Below are 18838 nucleotides of genomic sequence, written 5' to 3' on the forward strand. Positions count from 1 at the left end.
AATCCTCCTTGTTGCAGTTGTCATGAATATACACGAGTATCAGGGCAAAGAAATTCTCAAAAAGTACGGTGTCCGCATTCAGGAGGGCATTGTTGCTGAGTCGCCCGAGAAAGCCGTTGAAGCCGCCAAACTCCTGATCGCTCAATCAGGCCAGAAGTTCGTTGTGGTGAAGTCCCAGATCCACGCGGGTGGGCGTGGAAAAGGCCAGATCGTCGGCTCTGAGCAGCGCGGTGTTGCTTTGGCCAAATCGGTGGATGCCGTGCGCGACATCACCAAGAACCTCATCGGCAATGTTCTGGTTACGCACCAGACAGGGCCGGAAGGCAAGCGGGTGAACAAAGTTCTCGTTGCTGAGGATGTATACTATCCGGGGCCATCCGACCCGAAAGAAATGTACATCGGCATTCTGCTCGACCGTACGAAAGCCTGCAACGTAATCATGGCCAGCACCGAAGGGGGTATGGACATTGAAGAAGTAGCAGAGCACTCGCCCGAAAAAATTGTAAAAGAGTGGATTGATCCAGCGATCGGTCTTCAGCCCTTCCAGGCCCGGAAAGTTGCCTTCGGCCTTGGGCTCGAAGGGGATGCGTTCAAGGAAATGGTGAAATTCGTGACGTCGCTTTATAAAGCATACGTCGATACGGATGCCTCGATGTTTGAGATTAACCCGGTTCTGAAAACGTCGGATAACAAGATTTTGGCCGTTGACGCCAAGGTTAACCTGGACGACAATGCCCTGTATCGCCATCCTGAGTTGAAGGCCATGCGGGATTTGGCTGAAGAAGATCCGCTCGAAGTAGAAGCGTCTGCCAATGACCTGAACTATGTGAAACTTGATGGTAATGTCGGTTGCATGGTAAACGGCGCGGGCCTGGCTATGGCAACCATGGATATTATTAAATTATCGGGTGGCGAACCCGCTAACTTCCTTGATGTTGGGGGTGGTGCAAACGCGAAAACGGTTGAGGCTGGTTTCCGCATCATTCTGAAAGATCCGAATGTAAAAGCGATCCTGATCAACATTTTTGGTGGTATCGTTCGCTGTGACCGCGTGGCAACGGGTGTTGTTGAAGCCTACAAAGCGATCGGCGACATTCCTGTTCCGATCATCGTTCGTCTACAAGGTACGAACGCCGAAGAAGGCGCCAAAATCATTGACGAATCGGGCCTGAAAGTACAATCAGCCGTTCTGCTGAAGGAAGCCGCTGAACGAGTACGTCAGGTTATTGCCGCTTTGTAAAGACCCGAATAACCAGATACTGTCTGGAGCATAAACAGAAAAGCCGGAGCGAAAACTCTGGCTTTTCTGTTTATGCTGCGCTCAATGCATTATCGGGCACTAGCGTAATATTTCTCGGCTTCAGGAAGTAACTTTTGCAAGTCAGCGATCCGGCGTGCGTCCGATGGGTGATCCGACAGAAATTCGGCAGGTGCTTTACCACCACCAGCCTTCGCCATACGCGTCCAGAACGAAATGGCTTCCTTAGGATTGTATCCCGCCATCGACATAAAGATTAACCCTAAATGGTCAGCTTCGGATTCCTGTTTACGGCTATGGGGCAGACCCACGCCGTACTGATAAGCTAATGGTCCAACAACGCCAAATGCCTGCTGAAAGATAGCCTGCATTTGTGGACTTTTATTTGATGTGCCAATACCGGTTGCTACCTGACCGGCTTGTAGTAGACCATTGGCCACCAGCCCTTCACTCATTCGTTCGTTACCATGTTCGGCAATAGCGTGGGAGACCTCATGCCCTAATACCGTAGCCAGACCCGCTTCATTCTGGGTATACGGTAAGATACCAGAATAAACCACGATTTTACCGCCGGGCATGCACCAAGCATTTACCTGGTTGCTTTGTACCAGATGGTATTCCCATTTGAACCCCTCGAGTCGTTTGCTATAGCCATTGCTGTTCATGTAACTTTCAACAGCCCGGCGAATTCGATCGCCAACCCGACTAACCATTTCAGCATCGCTATTGCTGGTGCTGACAACCCTGCTGGTATCTAAGAAAGCTTTGTACTGCGTAAAGCTCATCGAAAGCATATCATTATTAGGCACTAAAATCAGTTGCTTTCGTCCCGTTAAAGGTACTTTCTCGCAAGCCGTTACAGCAAAAGCGAGTGACAACATGACAATTATTATTGTTTTCATTTTCGCGTGTTTTAAATGGTAGTTATTCTGACGTTATATGACGAGCAAAGTACTGGAATTGTTCAAAATTTTACCCAGCGATGCGGTTGCCCCTTCTTTAGTCGTTAGATTTGCGGTATTTGCATTGGTTTAATGTAACGCGGACATGTTGTCCGTCCTTGTTAGAACAACACTGCGGGTAGCATGTCCGCGTTATGTCTATGAAAATTATTTGTGTTGGCCGGAATTACGTTGACCATATAAAGGAGCTTAACAACGAACAGCCTGAGGATCCCGTTATTTTCATGAAGCCCGAAACGGCTATTCCCCTCAGGCATGAGCCATTTTTCTATCCGGATTTTTCCAGTGATGTTCATCATGAAGTCGAGGTTCTGGTGAAAATTAATCGGGTTGGCAAGAACATCGACGAAAAGTTCGCCCATAAGTACTACGACGAGATTGGCATTGGGATAGACTTCACGGCCCGTGATGTGCAGAGCAAGTTAAAAGCAAAAGGTTTACCCTGGGAACTGGCCAAAGGCTTCAATGGCTCTGCGCCAATTTCGAACTTTGTCCCGAAAACCAATTTCCCCGATTTACAGAATCTGAATTTCCGGTTGGACATCAATGGCGAAACCCGGCAGACAGGAAATACCAGCCTGATGCTGTTCAGGATTGATTACCTAATTTCCTTCGTATCGCGGTATTTTTTGCTGCAACAAGGCGACATTCTCTTTACGGGTACCCCCAAAGGAGTGGGTCCTGTTCAGGTAGGTGATCGCCTGACCGCCTTCATCGAGGACACTCCGATGCTCACGTTTGATGTAAAGTAAGCGTTCTGGATTCATTTGGCTTTTCGTATAGTCAGACCAACGCTTCTATTTTCAATTAATTTTGCTTTTGAAACAAGTACTAATTTATAAGTTAATAGCCGTTGTCCTGCTAAGTACGGGGCTGGTAGTTGGGCAAACGCCCCCCCGTTCGGCCCCCACAAAACCGGCCATTCAGACAGGGTATATTCAACCCGGTACCATTGAAGATGGCTATTTCCAGTTTCCTATTCAGCCCGGTGGCGCTAACTCGCTATCGGGAGGACTGGGCGATCTACGTCCCAATCACTTTCATGCGGGCCTGGATATTCGCACGGGTGGGCGTGAAGGGCTGGACGTTCATGCGGCTGCGGATGGCTATATCTCCCGAATTGCGGTTTTTACGGGCGGTTATGGCAACGTCATATTTATCAAACACCCGAATGGCTTAACGACCGTGTATGGTCACCTCAAAGCGTTGAAGGACACGCTCGGCACGTACCTGCGGGAGCAGCAATACCAAAAGAAAACATTCGAGATCGACCTGCGTCCGCAACCGGGCCAGTTCCCAGTCAGGCAGGGCGATGTGGTCGCGGCATCGGGCAATACGGGTGGCTCGGGTGGGCCACACCTTCACTTCGAAATACGCGATGCCAAAGACAATCTGATTAACCCCCTGCTGTATGGTTTTTCGGAAATTCAGGACAACGTACCGCCTTATTTCGAACGGATTGCCCTGAAAACGATGACGCCCACCTCGCGCATCAACGGCGAGTACCAACGCGTCAGCTACGCCCCTACCCGCCAGCCCGACGGCTCATATACCATCACCAAGCCTATCACAGCCTCCGGTCTTGTTGGCCTCGAAGTACTGGCTTACGATAAAACAAGTGGCTCTCCGTACCGAAATGGTATTAGCTGCCTGGAAATCCGGCTCGATGGTCGGGAGGTGTTTGCCTACAACATGAACAGTTTCCCGAATGAACAAACCCGGTTTATGAATATCCACGAAAACTACGAAGTGGAGCAGATGACCGGCCAGCGTTATCACCGGGCCTACGTTGCCGATGGTAACATTCTGAATCTGTACAAGATGCAAAGCAACGCGGCTTACCGGGGGCGTTTACCGTTGCTGGATGGCCAATCGCACGAGGTCACATTAATCCTGTACGATGCGTACGACCACTCCACGAAGCTGACGTTTACGATCATGCCCGAGGTAACAACAGCCCAGTCCAGAACAGACTCGGTGGCTATTCAGCCGGTAGATTATTCCTCTGAATCCGTTGCTGGAGAAACGGCCGCTACCGTTACAACTGACGAAAATGTTCTGAAGCTAACGGTCCGCAACGTAGTAGCGGGCAATCCGCCAGTAGCCAAATTGATTACGGGCAAGACGGTGGTGGAACAGCCGGTTAGCTATGTTCGTAACAACCAAGCGGTTTATCTTATAGATTTGCGGCAGACTTTGCCAGATTCGGTCCAGTTTGGTCGGGGTGTGATTCGAACGAACTTCAAAAAACGGGTCATACCGGGCCGGGCTGACGTAGTTACGGTTGGGAATGCGCGACTGGAATTTAGCCCGAAAACGCTGTTCGACACCTTACACCTGGCTACACGAACATTACCGGGGGGAGGTATCGAAATCAACCAGCCTACCATTCCGCTCAATGACTACCTGACGATTCAGTATGTACCAAATTACCCTATTGCGATTGACACCATGCGAACGAAAGCCTACTGGGTGAGTGGCGGTCGGGAAAGCTTTATGGGCGGGAAATGGAACAAGGGCAAAATTGAGTTCAAAACCCGTTCGCTGGGCCGCTTTCAACTAATGATCGATGCGAACCCACCATCGGTTGAAATCCTGAGCGCGACGCCTAAAGGCATTACGGCCAAAATAAGGGACGACCTGTCAGGAATTTCTGAATTCAGGGCGTTAGTAAATGGCGAATGGGTGCTTATGCAATATGATTACAAGCGAGCCTTGTTGTGGTCGGATAAGCTGAACCCGGACGAGCCGTTTGAAGACGGGGCTGAAGTGCTGGTTCAGGTGAAAGATCGATCGGGTAACATTGGCTCCGATAGCACAACGATTGAAATTCCCCGTCAGCCGGTAAAGCGCAAAGCGGCACCGAGTAAGGGACGAAAGAAACGATAACCCAGTAACGGGTTTGTACACTGACGACGAACCAAAAACGGTGAATTCCGGCGGGGAACCGCCCAAACGAAAATTTAATGAGCCTACACATCGGTGACCCAGCCCCTGACTTTACCAGTACGGACCAGAACGGCCAGCCCATCAAGCTATCTGATTACCGGGGAAACAAAGTAGTTCTGTATTTTTACCCCAAAGACAATACGCCCGGTTGCACAGCGCAGGCGTGTAGTCTTCGCGATAATTATGCTGATTTACGGACCAAAGGGTACGAGGTTCTGGGCGTTAGCGTCGATGATCAGGTATCTCATCAGAAGTTTATCAGCAAATACGAATTACCGTTTACACTCATCGCCGATACGGATATGAAGGTGGCCGAAGCGTACGATGTCTGGAAAGAAAAGTCAATGTATGGCCGGACGTATATGGGTACTGTCCGAACGACGTTTCTAATTGATGAGAACGGCATCATCACCGACATCATCAATAAGATAGATACGAAAAATCACGCAGAACAAATTTTACCTTAACGCGACCATCCAGCCAGGACGCCAGTAGCCTTGCTCAGGCTGGACTCGCCATTTTTGATTAAAAAAGCGGGCTTTCACCGCACTACTACATGGAAATAGAACAACTTAAACACACTGCAACCGCCGTTCGGCGAGACATTCTTCGCATGGTTGCGGCCGTTAACTCCGGGCACCCCGGCGGTTCTTTGGGCTGCGCCGATTTTTTAGTCGCGCTGTACTTCGACGTGATGAATCGAAAAAAGGACGCCGATGGCAACCCGGTCTTCGATATGGATGGCCGCGATGAAGACCTTTTCTTTTTGTCGAACGGTCACATCTCACCCGTATTTTATTCAGTACTAGCGCGGGCAGGCTACTTCCCTGTTTCGGAACTGGCTACGTTCCGTAAACTTGATAGCCGGTTACAGGGTCACCCCACAACAGCCGAACATCTGCCGGGCGTCCGCATCGCATCGGGTTCGTTGGGCCAGGGGTTGTCGGTTGCCAGCGGTGCTGCTTACTCAAAAAAACTGAATGGCGATAAAAGCCACGTATACGTTCTGATGGGCGATGGCGAGCAGCAGGAAGGCCAGATTTGGGAAGCCGCTCAGTTTGCTCCCAACAAAAAACTGGGTAACCTGACCGCCATCATCGACCTTAACCATGCTCAGATTGACGGTACTACCGACAACGTGAACAGCAACCGTGACCTGGCAGCCAAATACCGCGCGTTCGGCTGGTTCGTCGACGAAATGGAAGGCAACGATATTGAAGACGTCATCCGGACGCTTAAGAAAGCGCAGGAAAACCCTGACGTACCGACGATGATTCTGATGCACACCGAAATGGGATTCGGCGTCGAATACATGGTGGGTAATTACAAATGGCACGGCACAGCACCCAACGCCGAGCAGCTGACCCAGGCCTTGAACGGCCTGCCATTATCCATTGGGGTAACGGATTACTGATTATACGTATAGACGCAACCCTCTGCGTCTTCTCCTGCCGGATGGTGTTGCTGACGCATAAGAGAGACGCAAGGGATTGCGTCTCTACATGGACACATGAAAATCAAACGCCTGGTTATCGAAAATTTCAAGTCCATTGAACGGATCGAACTCATTGAGCCGAATCCGTTCACGGTCTTTGTTGGCCCTAACGGGTCGGGCAAATCGAATATTTTCGAGGCTTTGGAGTTTGTGAATTTTCAGTCGAAAAATGACAAATCTACAGGTGTAAGATTATTCGGAGGAGCAGATAGCATTCTTAATAGAAAAATTTCGAAAAAGGAATTTTCTTTTAAGCTAAAGTTTGACAGCGAATCGCCAAATCACTCCGAGATTACTTTCTCTTTTTCAGAAATTGGCTACACCCGTAATTCCACAGGAGTTCCCAGTCAAAACAATCGTGATTATTTCTTCGAAACCGGGAATTGGGAAAATTACAAGCAATTTTATGATGGATTTGGAAGATTATTCGTGGGCAATAACAAAATCCTTAAAGTTGACTTCCAAGACAACGAAGTTTTAAATGCTAATGCTTCTAATCTTGAAGAAGTCTTAGAAAGAATTTTATCAGACAGAGACATTATAGACGAGTTTGAAGAATGGCTAACACTATTTATTCCTGGTTTTCTGAAAGTCGAAGTTAGAACTGATAATATTGGAGGCACTTCAACTTTACTTATTTATGAACAGGGTATTGAGAGGCCATTTACAAAGGCTTTGATCTCCGACGGTACGTACAACATTCTGGCTTTACTCACAGCGATTTATCAAAGTACAGATGAACCGCAGTTTCTTTGCATTGAGGAGCCGGAAAACGGTCTGAACCCCAAGGTTGTAAAGGAGCTGGTTAATCTTTGTCGCTATGCCTGTGAAGAGTTTGGGCATCGTATCTGGCTCAATACGCATTCTCAATCGCTGGTTTCTCAATTGACACCCGACGAAATTATCTTGGTGGATAAAAAGGAAGGTGCAACGCAAATAAAGCAAATTAAGGGAATGAACTTGCATGATCTACCCATGGACGAAGCCTGGCTTACGAATGCTCTGGGAGGTGGGTTGCCGTGGTAAAACTAGGTATCATCTGCGAAGGGGAAACAGAGCCTATTATTCTGGATACAGCCTCTTTCCGAACGTTTATTGCTCATTTCGATATTGAACTCGTTGCGGTTACCCAGGCTGGCGGTAAAAAAGAATATGAGGCTGAGCGTATTGATAAGCACCGCAAGATTCTATTAGACAAAGGCGCAGAGCGAATCTTCGTTCTTGTCGATTTAGATCGCGATGCATGCATCACCTTGACGAAGGAAGCCATTAGTCAGCATGCGGATCAGACGGTAATCGTAGCCGTTAAAGAGTTTGAGAACTGGTATCTGGCAGATTCAGAAGCATTGGGCAAATTCACCGGTACAACTGAAGTCATACCCTTTCCTGAAGAGGATAATGACCCCGTCACAACGATTGTTAATCTGGGATTAGCGTCGCAACGATTCAGGCGCTTTCGAAAAAGCAAAGTCTTACTCGCCAACGCTATGAAAAATAACGGCTTCACCATTGAAAAGGCGGCTCAACACCCAAACTGTTCGAGTGCCCATTATTTTTTGACCAAATTGCAAACCCTCGCTTCGGCGAATTAACAGGCGCAAGGGATTGCGTCGCTACACGATGAAAAAATACGAATACACGGAGAAAAAAGATACGCGTTCGGGCTTTGGCGCGGGCATGACCGAACTGGGCCGCTCGAATCCTAACGTCATTGCGCTAACCGCTGATCTGGCCGGGTCGCTCAAACTAGATGTCTTTATCAAAGAAAATCCAGAGCGCTTCGTTCAGTGCGGCATTGCCGAAGCCAACATGATTGGTGTATCGGCGGGGCTAACCATTGGTGGCCATATTCCGTTCGCGACGACATTTGCCAACTTTGCTACCGGTCGGGTGTATGATCAGATTCGCCAGTCGGTTGCTTACTCGGACAAAAACGTGAAGATTTGCGCGTCGCACGCGGGTCTGACGCTTGGTGAAGATGGCGCCACTCACCAGATTCTGGAAGATTTGGGTATGATGAAAATGCTGCCCAATATGACCGTTATCAATCCCTGCGATTATAACCAGACCAAAGCGGCTACGCTGGCCATTGCCGAACACGTAGGGCCTGTTTATCTGCGCTTTGGCCGTCCGGTTATTCCGGTATTTACCCCTGCCGATCAGAAGTTCGAGATTGGTAAGGCGTGGACCGTGAACGAAGGAAAAGATGTTTCGATTTTCTGCACAGGTCACCTTGTCTGGGAGTCTATCAAAGCGGGTGAAATTCTGGCTGAGGAAGGAATCGAGGCCGACATTATCAACATTCACACCATTAAACCGTTAGATGAAGAGGCTATTCTGGCTTCGGTGAAGAAGACGGGTTGTGCCGTATCGGCCGAAGAGCACATGATCAACGGTGGACTGGGCGACAGCGTTGCCCAAGTACTAGCTCGTTATTATCCAGCTCCGCTTGAGTACGTTGGTGTGCATGATACCTTCGGAGAGAGTGCTACGCCCGATCAACTTATGCAGAAATATGGACTCACCGCCGACAAGATTGTTGAGCAGGTGAAAAAAGCAATAGCAAGAAAATAGGTTTCCGTATCCGGTTTGTGGTTTATAGTTTCGGCTCCCCGCCGGGATTGTAAGCCACAAACCCTATATGGAAACCGAATGACTAATGACTGACGAAGAAATCCTCGCCAAGTACCGCGACCCATCGAGCCGGAATTACGCCTTTAATCTGCTGGTACGTAAGTATCAACAGAAAATCTACTGGCATATCCGAAAGATGGTTATCGACCACGACGATGCCGATGATTTGGTGCAGGAAACATTTATTAAAGTCTGGAACAGTCTGGAACAGTTTCGGGGTGATAGTCAGTTATATACTTGGGTGTACCGCATTGCTACCAATGAGTGCCTGAACTTCCTGAACAAAAAACGTCGGCGCTTTTTCCTGCCTATCGGCGATGTTGAAGGTGAGTTGATGGAGAAACTGGAGAGCAATTCCAGCTATGTTACATCGGGGATCGAGCCCACGGGCGAGGAGGTGCAGATGAAATTACAGAAAGCACTTCTCAAGCTTCCCGACAAGCAACGACTTGTATTCAACATGAAGTACTTCGATGATATGAAGTACGAAGAAATTGCTGACATAACGGGAACGTCTGTTGGTGCGCTGAAAGCATCCTATCACCTGGCGGTAAAAAAAATAGAGGATTTTATCACGAAAACTGATACAACCGATTAAACCCAAGCCCGTTGATCCTGTCAAATAAATATAACTGAATTGGAATCGTGTAATACGCACACCACTTACCATGAACGAGGATAATAACTTCCGGCTTGACGAATTACCCCCAGAACACCCCATGCGGCAACATCCGTTTGCCGCACCGGATGGCTACTTCGACACGCTACCTTCTCGGGTACAGGCGCGTGTTATGCAGAAACCCAAACCGGCGTTTAGTATCAGCTGGTCATGGCAGCGCTCGACAGCATCGCTGGTTGGTGCTAGTCTGATCGCTTTGTTGGTTTGGCAGACGTTGCCACAACGCCAGGAGTCGCTACCGAGTGAAGCGCTGGCGGGTGTCAGTAATGACGTTATCACGGCTTACCTCGATGAGCAGGGGATCAACGCCGACGAACTGGCTGATAGTCAGCAACTCCATTCTTCTTTGGGCAACGATACAACGGCTATCCAGTACTTGAACGTACAGCCCGCCGACATTCAGCAGCATATTAAGGACGAGGTTCTTTCGGATAACCCGAATGTAGGCTCCTGATTTATTTAGCATGGTTAACTTTACCGCGATGAAACACGCATGGATTGGCTGGATGATTGCCCTGACGCTGACGACTCAACTCGCTACTGCCCAGGGCGATCTCAATGGACGCCAGAAAATTGAATCAGCAAAGATTGGCCTGATTACCAATCGACTCAACCTGACTACCGATCAGGCCCCGGAGTTTTGGGCTGTTTATAACGCATACAACGCAAAGAAGCAGGAACTGAACCGCCGGGTTCGGCAACTGACCAATGAGCCATCACGCACTAATCAGAACGATAATCAACTGGTCAACGGCCTTCGTGAAGTCAATGCGACAAAGCAGAAACTGGCCGACCTTGATGAAGAATACATGAGTCGGTTTCTGAAAGTAATCAGTCCGCAACAGTTGACTGAGCTGTACAAAACAGAACAAGTATTCAATAAAATGCTGCTCAATAAACTGAACAGCCAGGATTAAATACCCTTCATATACAACAGAAGAGCCTGACCCATCAGTGGGTCAGGCTCTTCTGTTGTGTATGAAGGGTATGATTTGTGCTTTAGCTACGGCATCTTTAACGCATACAACTGATTGAACAGTAGCTTAAACGTACCCTGCGCCTGGGCGCGAAAGGTGATTTCGGGGCCAAAGGCAATTAGTTTACCGGAGCCAACCGGAGCCATAAACGCGGCCACACCGTCCTGTAAGTACCCTTGTCCCCAGGCCCAGCCACTACGCAGCGGTTTAGCTGTCGAGAACCAGGCCAGCGGTTTTACTTCGCCCCTGGCAATCGCATCCGGAGCCACTTTAAAGACGGGGCTGGCATCAAAGTACACATCCGTTTTTGTGGGCATACCCCAGGTAGCCTGCTGCGTTGAGTCAAGACTCACCTGCAAAATACTGCCCGGAATATAGTATTTCTCTGCGGGAAGCGGGCGCTCCTGCCCAGCGGTACTCATCTCAACCAGGGCATTCTTAACGGGTAAGCCAAGGTGGTAAGCCAGGTTGGTACTCGTACCAATGGTTACCACGCTACCGCCCGCTTCCATAAACTGTTTCAACTTCGGAATTGATTTATCAGCCGTGATTCGGCCAAGCCACGGACGGTATTCACTGGGTAGCTCTTCCGCTTTTGGCTCCCGTGACGCCGAAAATTCACCTTCGCTCCGGTTGGCATTGGCATTGCCAACTCCCGGAATAGCGCGGGTTACGAATAAGATCACATCATACTTCTTGCGTAGATCACCGGCATCAATATCCTGGGCGTATACCAACTGAATCGGAAAATGGTACTGCTCCATTAGCCAGCGGGTCCAGCCCGACGGCATCGAGCCACCATAGGTATCCCAAAGAGCGATACGTTTTGGCGACACGTTGATCATGGAAGTTGTTGGCTTTCTGGACAAGCCTGTTACGACCAGCCCTAATTCACTGGTTGCTTTGTCGAGTATCGCTTTTGCTTTTGCTGATGCCGGTATAAAAAATGAGCCTGCTTCGATACCCGACTTATCACCTACTCCATTCGGCAAACGGTATACCGCAACGCCCGCTTTGAGCAGATCATTGACCGCTATAAACGAGTTATTTGCGCGTGCGCCCAATACGTAGCCAGCTCCCGCCGACCCGTCTACACGCCCCTTGGGCGACTGAAGTTCGCCATACGGCAGTTTCCTGAACGGACCGTCGAATCCATCCAGAACCCTATCAAACTGAACCCCCATCTGGTAGGCCAGTGTCCAGCCTGCAGCATCGTACGGACGAACAGGTGGGCCACCGGGATACTGAAAATCATTTGGGTGGTCCTGTGGCTCGAACATATCAATCACGTGCGGCCGAAACGCCTGATCGGTTTTTACGACGTACGAGCCCGCCGGATACTTCTTGCCTGCCACCGAGAAATCGGTCGTGGCTTGCTGAATCTGAATGCCCGTTTTTATCAAGGCATTTACGAATTTAACCGCCGTTGGGAAATCAGGCTGATCGGCGGTAATAATAAAGCCCCGCGGATCGCGCAGTACGGGCGCTTTCATAATTGTGTCGTAATATTTAACGGGCATTCCACCACCACGGGGCAGTAAGCCGTATTGGTCCGGGGTGGTGGAATGCCCGGCACCGGGCGTGTTTTTTTTCTGAGCGGCCTGATAAGCCTGCGTAATAGCGTCGATGCGTTTTGGCGACAAGGTCCAGTAATCATTGCTGCCCCGATCAATGGAATTTTTGCCCATCCGGTAAATATTGTACAGCAATTCATCCGCGTGACGGGCTGCGTAGTTCAGGGTTGCGTAGTTCAGCGATAGCGAGTAGTCGATGGATTGCTTAAAACGCCACTTCTGCGGGGTAACCGGAAACGGCGTATTGCCGTTGGGGATGAGTCGCTGCGGAACCAGCGGAACATCTTCGGGGGTTGGATTACCGATAATTTCGGTGAGCAGGCCAATCATGTTATGAAAGTGCGTAGTGGTTCGCAACCCACCGTTGTACCAGGTCGAAAAGACAGAACCGCCAAGACGGGTGTAGCCGGGTTTATTTTCTGCATTCAGCCGGTTAATCATGGCCGCGCCTAATGCATCAATGCCCGTAATCATCAATGGATCAAATACATAATTGAAGGGGTCACGGTAGGGAGGCCCCGCCAGAACCGAACCGGCCGGACCACGCTGGTGGTGATTGTACATGATTTGCGGCATCCATTCGACAAACAACTGACGGCCGATATTCTGCGACTCTTTCATGTTCATGATGAAGAAATCCCGGTTGTTGTCGTGCCCCACGTATTTCTGATACAGGCGCGGCAGATTATCCAGCGTGCGCTTCTCTGGTGTCGGGTTACGCATGTACCAGTTTGAGACGATCTCCTGCCCGTCGGGATTGGCATGGGTTAAGAGGATAACCACATTATCGAGAATCTTCAGCGTTTCGGGATCTTTCCGGCTTACCAGCTGATAGGCGGTTTCGATGAGCTGGTGAGTACCAACGGTCTCCGTAGCGTGCAGCCCCCCATCAATCCAGACAACGGCTTTTCCTTCCGTCGACAGCGCGCGGGCCTGCTCTTCGCTGATTCCTTCGGCGCGAGCCAGCTTCTGAGAAATGTCTTTGTAGGTGGTCAGCTTTTTGATGTTCTCCGGCGACGAAACGATCAGCATAAACTGATGGCGTCCTTCTTCGGTCAGGCCAATGTCAACCAGTTTGGTTCGGTCGGACGTAGCCAGTTTCTTGAAATAAGCTTCAGTCTGAGTATAAGTAGCCAGATGGTAATCGTCGCCGATGGCAAAGCCAAAATGATCTTTGGGCGTAGGAATGGTTTGTGCCTGAACAATCAGCGCGCCCACCGACAGCACCAGCATAAACGAATGAAGAATTTTTTGAATCATAGATGTATGAAATCGGTCAGTTGAGGTAATGCACACAAATTAGTAACTTCCGACCATGAATAGCCGAATTTTTATTACTTTTTTAAGCTGTATGCCTTTTTTTATATTGCACTATACCTTATCAACAAAACCTAAATTAGGTATTTATACTGATCGCCGAAGTATGTGTTTTATTTTGTCTGGTACATAAAAAAGGGATTACAGTCATGTAATCCCTTTTTTACGAAGAAGTGTCTCGACTTCTGAAGCTTGGCTTAACAAACGTTTTGTCATTGCGACGCAGGAGCAATCTTCAGATGAAAACCGTTTATATCCTTCGAAGATTGCTCCTGCGTCGCAATGACAAAAAATCAGCTATACGTCCGTAGCACCCGTTTCTTGCCAGCTTCTGGACCTTGCCGACTCCAGCACTGCTTCGCAGACTTTCTGGGTTTGCAGCGCATCCTGGAACGTAGGTGCACAAGGTTCGCCGGTTTCCAGACTTTTGAAGAAATCGGCCGCCTGGTGCACAAAGGTGTGCTCGTACCCAATGATTGTTCCGGGAATCCACCAGCGTTTCATGTACGGCTGATCACTATCCGTCACCAGAATTGACCGCCAGCCCCGCACAATGGATTCGTCCGCATGATCGAAATAGTCCAGGCGATTCATGTCGTGTAAGTCCCACCGGATGGACGCATGCTCGCCGTTGATTTCCAACGTATATAAGGCTTTGTGCCCACGCGCGTAACGCGTTGCCTCAAAGAGACCCAGTGAGCCGTTGCCGAAATGACAATGGAAGAGACAGGCATCGTCGATACCAACCGGCTGCACTTTACCCGTCACCTGGTGCATCCGCTCTTTAACAAACGTTTCGGTAACGGCCGAAACATCCGTAATGGCACCGTTCAGCCACATGGCTGTGTCGATACAGTGGGCCAGCAAATCACCGGTTACGCCCGACCCGGCTGCGTCAACGTCCATCCGCCAGGTACCGGTTCCGCCCTGCGGCACATCAGCGCTAATCGTCCAGTCTTGCAGGAAGTTGGCCCGGTAATGGAAAATCTTACCCAGCTTGCCCGAATCAATAATCTGCTTGGCGAGCGTAACGGCGGGTACACGCCGGTAGTTGTACCAGACGGTATTCTGAACGCCCGCCTTTTCTACAGCGTCTACCATCTGCTGAGCTTCGGCCAGGGTCCGGGCGAGCGGTTTTTCGCACAGGATCATCTTCCCGGCCGCAGCTGCGGCCAGGGCAATTTCAGCATGGGTATCGTTCGGTGTGCAAATATCGACAGCATCAATATCGTCACGAGCAATGATCGCTCGCCAATCGGTTTCGATGGATTCGTAGCCCCACTGATCGGCGAATTTCTGTACACTTTCAGCATTGCGCGAACAAACGGCTTTCAGTACCGGCCGGTATTCCAGTTCAGGAAAAAAGTCGCCGATTCGTTTGTATCCGTTCGAGTGTGTCCGGCCCATCAGGCCAGCGCCTATTAAACCAATTCGTATTTCTTTCTTGGGTGTCATGTTGTTGGGGGTTCAGGCTACTCTCGCCAGCCATGTTCGTTGCGGACTTTAATCATGGTGCCCAGAATATCATTCCAGGTCTGCTGATTGTTCATGACGGCGTTGGGGAACATGCAGCCATCCCAACAAATATGCCTGAACGCTTTGGTCAGCACGCCCTTTTCGTCGCGCAGCCAGTAACCGGCATCATGAACGACATCGAGTTTACCATTGGGATCTAACGCCTGACAGTGTCGGCCAGTTTTATCGTGTGAACCGGAACCGAATACCGTGCCGTCATTCTGAGCCACGTGGAAGTCGATTGTCCACGGACGGAGGGCTTTCGTTATGGTCACCAGCGCTTCTTCCAGCGTTTTCCGATCACTCCAATCGAAATTAGCGGGCAGAATACGGTCCTGCTCGCGGTTATAACCGAGTGTGTACAATAAAGTATGGGCCATGTCAGCCTGGAAACCCATATTCGGGCGATCGACGGCTTCCAGCGTGTCGAGCATAGTTTTCCAACTTTGCATGCCGGCCCAGCAAATTTCCCCTTCAGCGGCTAGCTTTTCGCCAAAATCGGCAGCTACATCGCAGGCTTCCCGGAACGTTTGCACAATGATTCTGGAGTTTCCTTCCGGATCGGCATCCCAGGCCTGGGGAGAGCTGGACGAATCGATACGCACAACGCCACTTGGCCGAATGCCCAATTCACGCAACCGCTGACCAAAGTGACAGGCTTTGCGCACCATGTCGACAAACGTGGCTCGTTCTTCTTTGCTGCCCATGGCCGAACCTGCCCAGATAGGGGCTACCAGCGACCCAATTTCCAGATTGTAGCCAGACACCTTGTCCACTAGTCGTTTAATATCATCGTCGGAACTATCGATGTTGATGTGCGGGTCCAGAAGACCGATATCAACACCATCGAATTTAACGCCGTCTACTTCAGCGGCAGCCGTCATTTCGAGCATCGTATCAAATGGAATGGGGGGCTCTGAATCTGGCCCTTTCCCGACGATTCCAGGCCAGGTCGCATTGTGCAGTTTAGGGAAGTTATTCTCGTTCATGGAGTTTTAGGGTATCAATGGTTTGTGGTTCGTCAATGCTGACGCGGAAGTGTCCCGTAAAGCCACAGCTCATGAGTATGGTAGCAATTTATGGGCTTACAGAAGCCCGTCGCTTAGTTTACGATTGCCTATCCATAGACCGGTGTCCTCACGGTCCATTTTCGCGTCAGCCGCCGTCCAATTATCTACAAGACCAAATCAGGATTGCCGGGCCCGAAATGTTTCAGCATCACGATGGGGTCCGTTGTGGAGGCATTGACAATGGTAACGCCCGATAGAGCCGCTTTTTCACTCACGAAGAATTCATCGTTCGTCAGTTGGCCGTACCGAATCAGCGCGGGGGTTTCGATGTTCCAGTCATTCAGTTTACCATGTCCCTGCATCATGATCAGGCCATATGCCGCACTGTCTTTAATGGTTACGGTCTGGCCGGGGAAAACAGTTAGCTCTTTCGCACTGAAGGCATCAGACTTATAGCAAACCCAATGTTCGGCGTAGCCTTCCATCTCCTCCAGCGGCCGTACCGGCAATGGCTTCATAAACCGATTAGCCATCATCTGCGGATCAACATTCAGATCCCAGTCGATGGCTTCCATCAGCTGGTCAAAATCACCGATGCGGTCTTTGGGCGTACCATTCCACAGCAGTTCTTCCGGTATAATCGCTTCGTTCACCAGCGACTGGTACATGGCAAAAACATCGGAGGCTTTCTGAGGCTCGTAAGTACACATACTACCCGGCGCGTGCAGCAATCCCGGCGGCACATCCCACCCCGTTCCCGGCTCCAACCGGTAGGCCGACGAATAATTCGTGATCTTATTGTCGCCTTTGGTAAAGTTTTGCAGGCATTCCTTTATCTGCTCTTTTGTCGTGCCGGGGGCAATACCAAAAAAGGTGTATGGAAAGTCGCCACCGTGGTTGTTGACCTGGGGCGGAAAATAATAGGCTTCGGGCTTACCCAGTTGACCGATCAGGGCTGCCTGCTCATCGTTGTGATGCAGGTGATGCGGCAAAGGACCCATGTTGTCGAAAAACTTAGAGTACATTGGCCAGGCCCCATACTCATCCCACAAACGATCGCCGATCAGTTCGCCTTTCAGTTCATTTACAGCATCTTTCAGCAAAAATTGAACCTCTGACTCGCCGTTGTTGAAAACAACATGGCTCAGACCTTCATTTTCGCCGGTCAGTGGTCCGTTTTTAGCGGGTGTCGTCGATGAGAACCAGCGTTCATCGATGCCGCCCCGTTCACCCCCGAGTACATAATAATCGTCGGGGTGGAGTTTTATCCGGCGACCGGGTACGCAGAATGACCGGGGAACCCAGGTTGGGGTCAGTCGCAGGACGCCCTGCCCCTGCTCCAATGCTTTTTCGATCAAACTGGATGTTGTTGTTGTTTCCATACAGGGTTTTATTAAGGATCGGTTTAGGAATGTTTTGTTAGAAAGTCATCGAGCGCGGCTTTCTCATGTAAAATTTCAATTTCCAGATCGTAGGACCGGGTTTCGCCGGGTACCAGAAACAGAAGCTCCTCTTGTTCACGGGCTTTGGCCTGGCCGATAAGCGGATTGGTGGCAGGTTCGAGGCCGGTCACGTACTCCCCTTTTCCCCAATGCTGCCAGTTGATCAGCCAGGGCAGCTGGTCTTTGCGAAAGCGCAGGGCCATGACTATGCCCAGTTTCTCATTGTACAGACCAGCCGTACACAGACCCCTACTGTCGGGGGTCGCGTTGATGGATGCAACGGCTTCGCCCGTGCCGCTGTGCGTATCTAAAGGAGCCGGACAGGTCCGAAAGTCGTTGCCTTCCCGGAAGATGTCGGCGTTGATACCACCCTCACGGGCTTGCCAGTCGCCCTGCCAGATAATCTTCGTGCCCTCATCGACCAATGGCCAGCCAAAGTTGAAATGGTACAACAGCATATGGGGCATCGGCGTATTACCCCGATTGATAACCTCATCGTGAATACGCAAAAAGGGCTGGCCCAACGTGCCCGATATGGTTCGTCTTAATTCAAGACTGGGGCCAAATATTTTCGTTTCCTTGATTCGGCCGGTGATGCTCATCTCAAGCTGGCCGGTCAGCAGATCGGGCTGAATAATGGATTCGATTTCGGCGGGGCTATTGCTGATCTGCCCATGCAATCCTCGTTCGCCATACGCATCCTGCTCAGGGCCACCCACATGCGATAGGCCACAGGTAATGAGCAGGCCACCCCCAAAGGTGCGAAGCCAGTCGGCTCCCTTATCGGAAAAAGGCTGGGGCGGAGTAATGCCCGTATGGCTAATCCAGGCCAGACTATGCTGGTTGTAAAACGCATCGGCGATATCCATGGCCCGATCAATGACCACTTTATACCGAAGACCTGTTCCAGTATTGATCCACGCAATGCGGGTACCACGGCCCGTTCCGTTATCCAGTACGGATGTTTCAATTCCGCCTACTTGTGCCGGATTGGTTACTCTGTCTGTCCAGGGTTGTTGCGCCAAG

General features: G+C 50.2%; 17 protein-coding genes. 11 read left to right on the forward strand and 6 right to left on the reverse strand.

All coding sequences use genetic code 11. The annotated features are described in order from the left end of the window. The first annotated feature begins 22 nt into the window (after positions 1–22). Complete coding sequence (gene sucC, locus ACYU87_RS17915; protein WP_461135453.1) at positions 23–1240, forward strand: ADP-forming succinate--CoA ligase subunit beta; 1218 nt, start codon at positions 23–25, stop codon at positions 1238–1240. An 89-nt stretch (positions 1241–1329) separates the two neighbouring features. Here sucC and ACYU87_RS17920 read toward each other — a convergent pair whose 3' ends face one another. Continuing rightward, positions 1330–2160 (reverse strand): M48 family metallopeptidase, encoded by an 831-nt coding sequence (locus ACYU87_RS17920; RefSeq protein WP_461135454.1) that lies wholly within the window; start codon positions 2158–2160, stop codon positions 1330–1332. A 200-nt stretch (positions 2161–2360) separates the two neighbouring features. Here ACYU87_RS17920 and ACYU87_RS17925 point away from each other — a divergent pair, with 200 nt between their 5' ends. The 10 genes from ACYU87_RS17925 (at position 2361) to ACYU87_RS17970 (ending at position 10894) form a co-directional block, all read left to right on the forward strand. After that, positions 2361–2972, forward strand: a complete 612-nt coding sequence (locus ACYU87_RS17925; RefSeq protein ID WP_461135455.1) for a fumarylacetoacetate hydrolase family protein — start codon at positions 2361–2363, stop codon at positions 2970–2972. 67 nt (positions 2973–3039) lie between these two features. Further along, entirely contained in the window at positions 3040–5109 is a 2070-nt protein-coding gene (locus ACYU87_RS17930; RefSeq protein WP_461135456.1) for a M23 family metallopeptidase, read from the forward strand. Between the two features lie 77 nt (positions 5110–5186). Beyond that, complete coding sequence (gene bcp, locus ACYU87_RS17935) at positions 5187–5636, forward strand: thioredoxin-dependent thiol peroxidase (protein WP_461135457.1); 450 nt, start codon at positions 5187–5189, stop codon at positions 5634–5636. A gap of 89 nt (positions 5637–5725) precedes the next feature. Beyond that, entirely contained in the window at positions 5726–6583 is an 858-nt protein-coding gene (locus tag ACYU87_RS17940; protein ID WP_461135458.1) for a transketolase, read from the forward strand. Between the two features lie 96 nt (positions 6584–6679). Further along, positions 6680–7690 carry an AAA family ATPase gene (locus ACYU87_RS17945; protein ID WP_461135459.1) on the forward strand — a complete coding sequence of 337 codons (1011 nt, stop codon included), beginning with the start codon at positions 6680–6682 and terminating at the stop codon, positions 7688–7690. Beyond that, positions 7684–8256: a hypothetical protein gene (locus tag ACYU87_RS17950; protein ID WP_461135460.1), complete on the forward strand. Its 573-nt coding sequence runs from the start codon at positions 7684–7686 to the stop codon at positions 8254–8256. Before ACYU87_RS17945 ends, ACYU87_RS17950 begins: the two co-directional genes overlap by 7 nt. 28 nt (positions 8257–8284) lie before the next feature. Beyond that, positions 8285–9238 (forward strand): transketolase family protein, encoded by a 954-nt coding sequence (locus ACYU87_RS17955; protein ID WP_461135461.1) that lies wholly within the window; start codon positions 8285–8287, stop codon positions 9236–9238. An 85-nt stretch (positions 9239–9323) separates the two neighbouring features. Next, positions 9324–9896 carry an RNA polymerase sigma factor gene (locus ACYU87_RS17960; protein WP_461135462.1) on the forward strand — a complete coding sequence of 191 codons (573 nt, stop codon included), beginning with the start codon at positions 9324–9326 and terminating at the stop codon, positions 9894–9896. Between the two features lie 70 nt (positions 9897–9966). Next, positions 9967–10431: a hypothetical protein gene (locus tag ACYU87_RS17965; RefSeq protein WP_461135463.1), complete on the forward strand. Its 465-nt coding sequence runs from the start codon at positions 9967–9969 to the stop codon at positions 10429–10431. Positions 10432–10441: 10 nt separating this feature from the next. After that, entirely contained in the window at positions 10442–10894 is a 453-nt protein-coding gene (locus ACYU87_RS17970; protein WP_461135464.1) for a hypothetical protein, read from the forward strand. An 86-nt stretch (positions 10895–10980) separates the two neighbouring features. Here ACYU87_RS17970 and ACYU87_RS17975 read toward each other — a convergent pair whose 3' ends face one another. From ACYU87_RS17975 to ACYU87_RS17995, 5 genes are all read right to left on the reverse strand, one after another. Then, positions 10981–13761: a M14 family metallopeptidase gene (locus tag ACYU87_RS17975; RefSeq protein ID WP_461135730.1), complete on the reverse strand. Its 2781-nt coding sequence runs from the start codon at positions 13759–13761 to the stop codon at positions 10981–10983. 381 nt (positions 13762–14142) lie between these two features. Continuing rightward, on the reverse strand, positions 14143–15300 hold the full coding sequence (locus tag ACYU87_RS17980; protein WP_461135465.1) for a Gfo/Idh/MocA family protein: 1158 nt from the start codon (positions 15298–15300) through the stop codon (positions 14143–14145). Positions 15301–15317: 17 nt separating this feature from the next. Continuing rightward, the gene (locus tag ACYU87_RS17985; protein WP_461135466.1) at positions 15318–16349 is read right to left on the reverse strand and encodes a sugar phosphate isomerase/epimerase family protein; all 1032 of its coding nucleotides are present in this window, start codon (positions 16347–16349) and stop codon (positions 15318–15320) included. A gap of 185 nt (positions 16350–16534) precedes the next feature. Beyond that, positions 16535–17752, reverse strand: a complete 1218-nt coding sequence (locus ACYU87_RS17990) for a class I mannose-6-phosphate isomerase (protein ID WP_461135467.1) — start codon at positions 17750–17752, stop codon at positions 16535–16537. 23 nt (positions 17753–17775) lie between these two features. Continuing rightward, positions 17776–18837, reverse strand: coding sequence for an aldose 1-epimerase family protein (locus ACYU87_RS17995; protein ID WP_461135468.1), 1062 nt, complete (start codon positions 18835–18837; stop codon positions 17776–17778). Between the last annotated feature and the right edge of the window lies 1 nt (position 18838).

This window comes from Spirosoma lituiforme (assembly GCF_054776635.1).

Excerpts from the sequence above, each read along its gene's own strand:
- sucC (WP_461135453.1), top strand. The coding sequence starts at position 23 with ATGAATATACACGAGTATCAGGGCAAAGAAATTCTCAAAAAGTACGGT.
- ACYU87_RS17920 (WP_461135454.1), bottom strand. The coding sequence starts at position 2,160 with ATGAAAACAATAATAATTGTCATGTTGTCACTCGCTTTTGCTGTAACG.
- ACYU87_RS17925 (WP_461135455.1), top strand. The coding sequence starts at position 2,361 with ATGAAAATTATTTGTGTTGGCCGGAATTACGTTGACCATATAAAGGAG.
- bcp (WP_461135457.1), top strand. The coding sequence starts at position 5,187 with ATGAGCCTACACATCGGTGACCCAGCCCCTGACTTTACCAGTACGGAC.
- ACYU87_RS17940 (WP_461135458.1), top strand. The coding sequence starts at position 5,726 with ATGGAAATAGAACAACTTAAACACACTGCAACCGCCGTTCGGCGAGAC.
- ACYU87_RS17945 (WP_461135459.1), top strand. The coding sequence starts at position 6,680 with ATGAAAATCAAACGCCTGGTTATCGAAAATTTCAAGTCCATTGAACGG.
- ACYU87_RS17955 (WP_461135461.1), top strand. The coding sequence starts at position 8,285 with ATGAAAAAATACGAATACACGGAGAAAAAAGATACGCGTTCGGGCTTT.
- ACYU87_RS17960 (WP_461135462.1), top strand. The coding sequence starts at position 9,324 with ATGACTGACGAAGAAATCCTCGCCAAGTACCGCGACCCATCGAGCCGG.
- ACYU87_RS17965 (WP_461135463.1), top strand. The coding sequence starts at position 9,967 with ATGAACGAGGATAATAACTTCCGGCTTGACGAATTACCCCCAGAACAC.
- ACYU87_RS17970 (WP_461135464.1), top strand. The coding sequence starts at position 10,442 with ATGGTTAACTTTACCGCGATGAAACACGCATGGATTGGCTGGATGATT.
- ACYU87_RS17975 (WP_461135730.1), bottom strand. The coding sequence starts at position 13,761 with ATGCTGGTGCTGTCGGTGGGCGCGCTGATTGTTCAGGCACAAACCATT.
- ACYU87_RS17980 (WP_461135465.1), bottom strand. The coding sequence starts at position 15,300 with ATGACACCCAAGAAAGAAATACGAATTGGTTTAATAGGCGCTGGCCTG.
- ACYU87_RS17985 (WP_461135466.1), bottom strand. The coding sequence starts at position 16,349 with ATGAACGAGAATAACTTCCCTAAACTGCACAATGCGACCTGGCCTGGA.
- ACYU87_RS17990 (WP_461135467.1), bottom strand. The coding sequence starts at position 17,752 with ATGGAAACAACAACAACATCCAGTTTGATCGAAAAAGCATTGGAGCAG.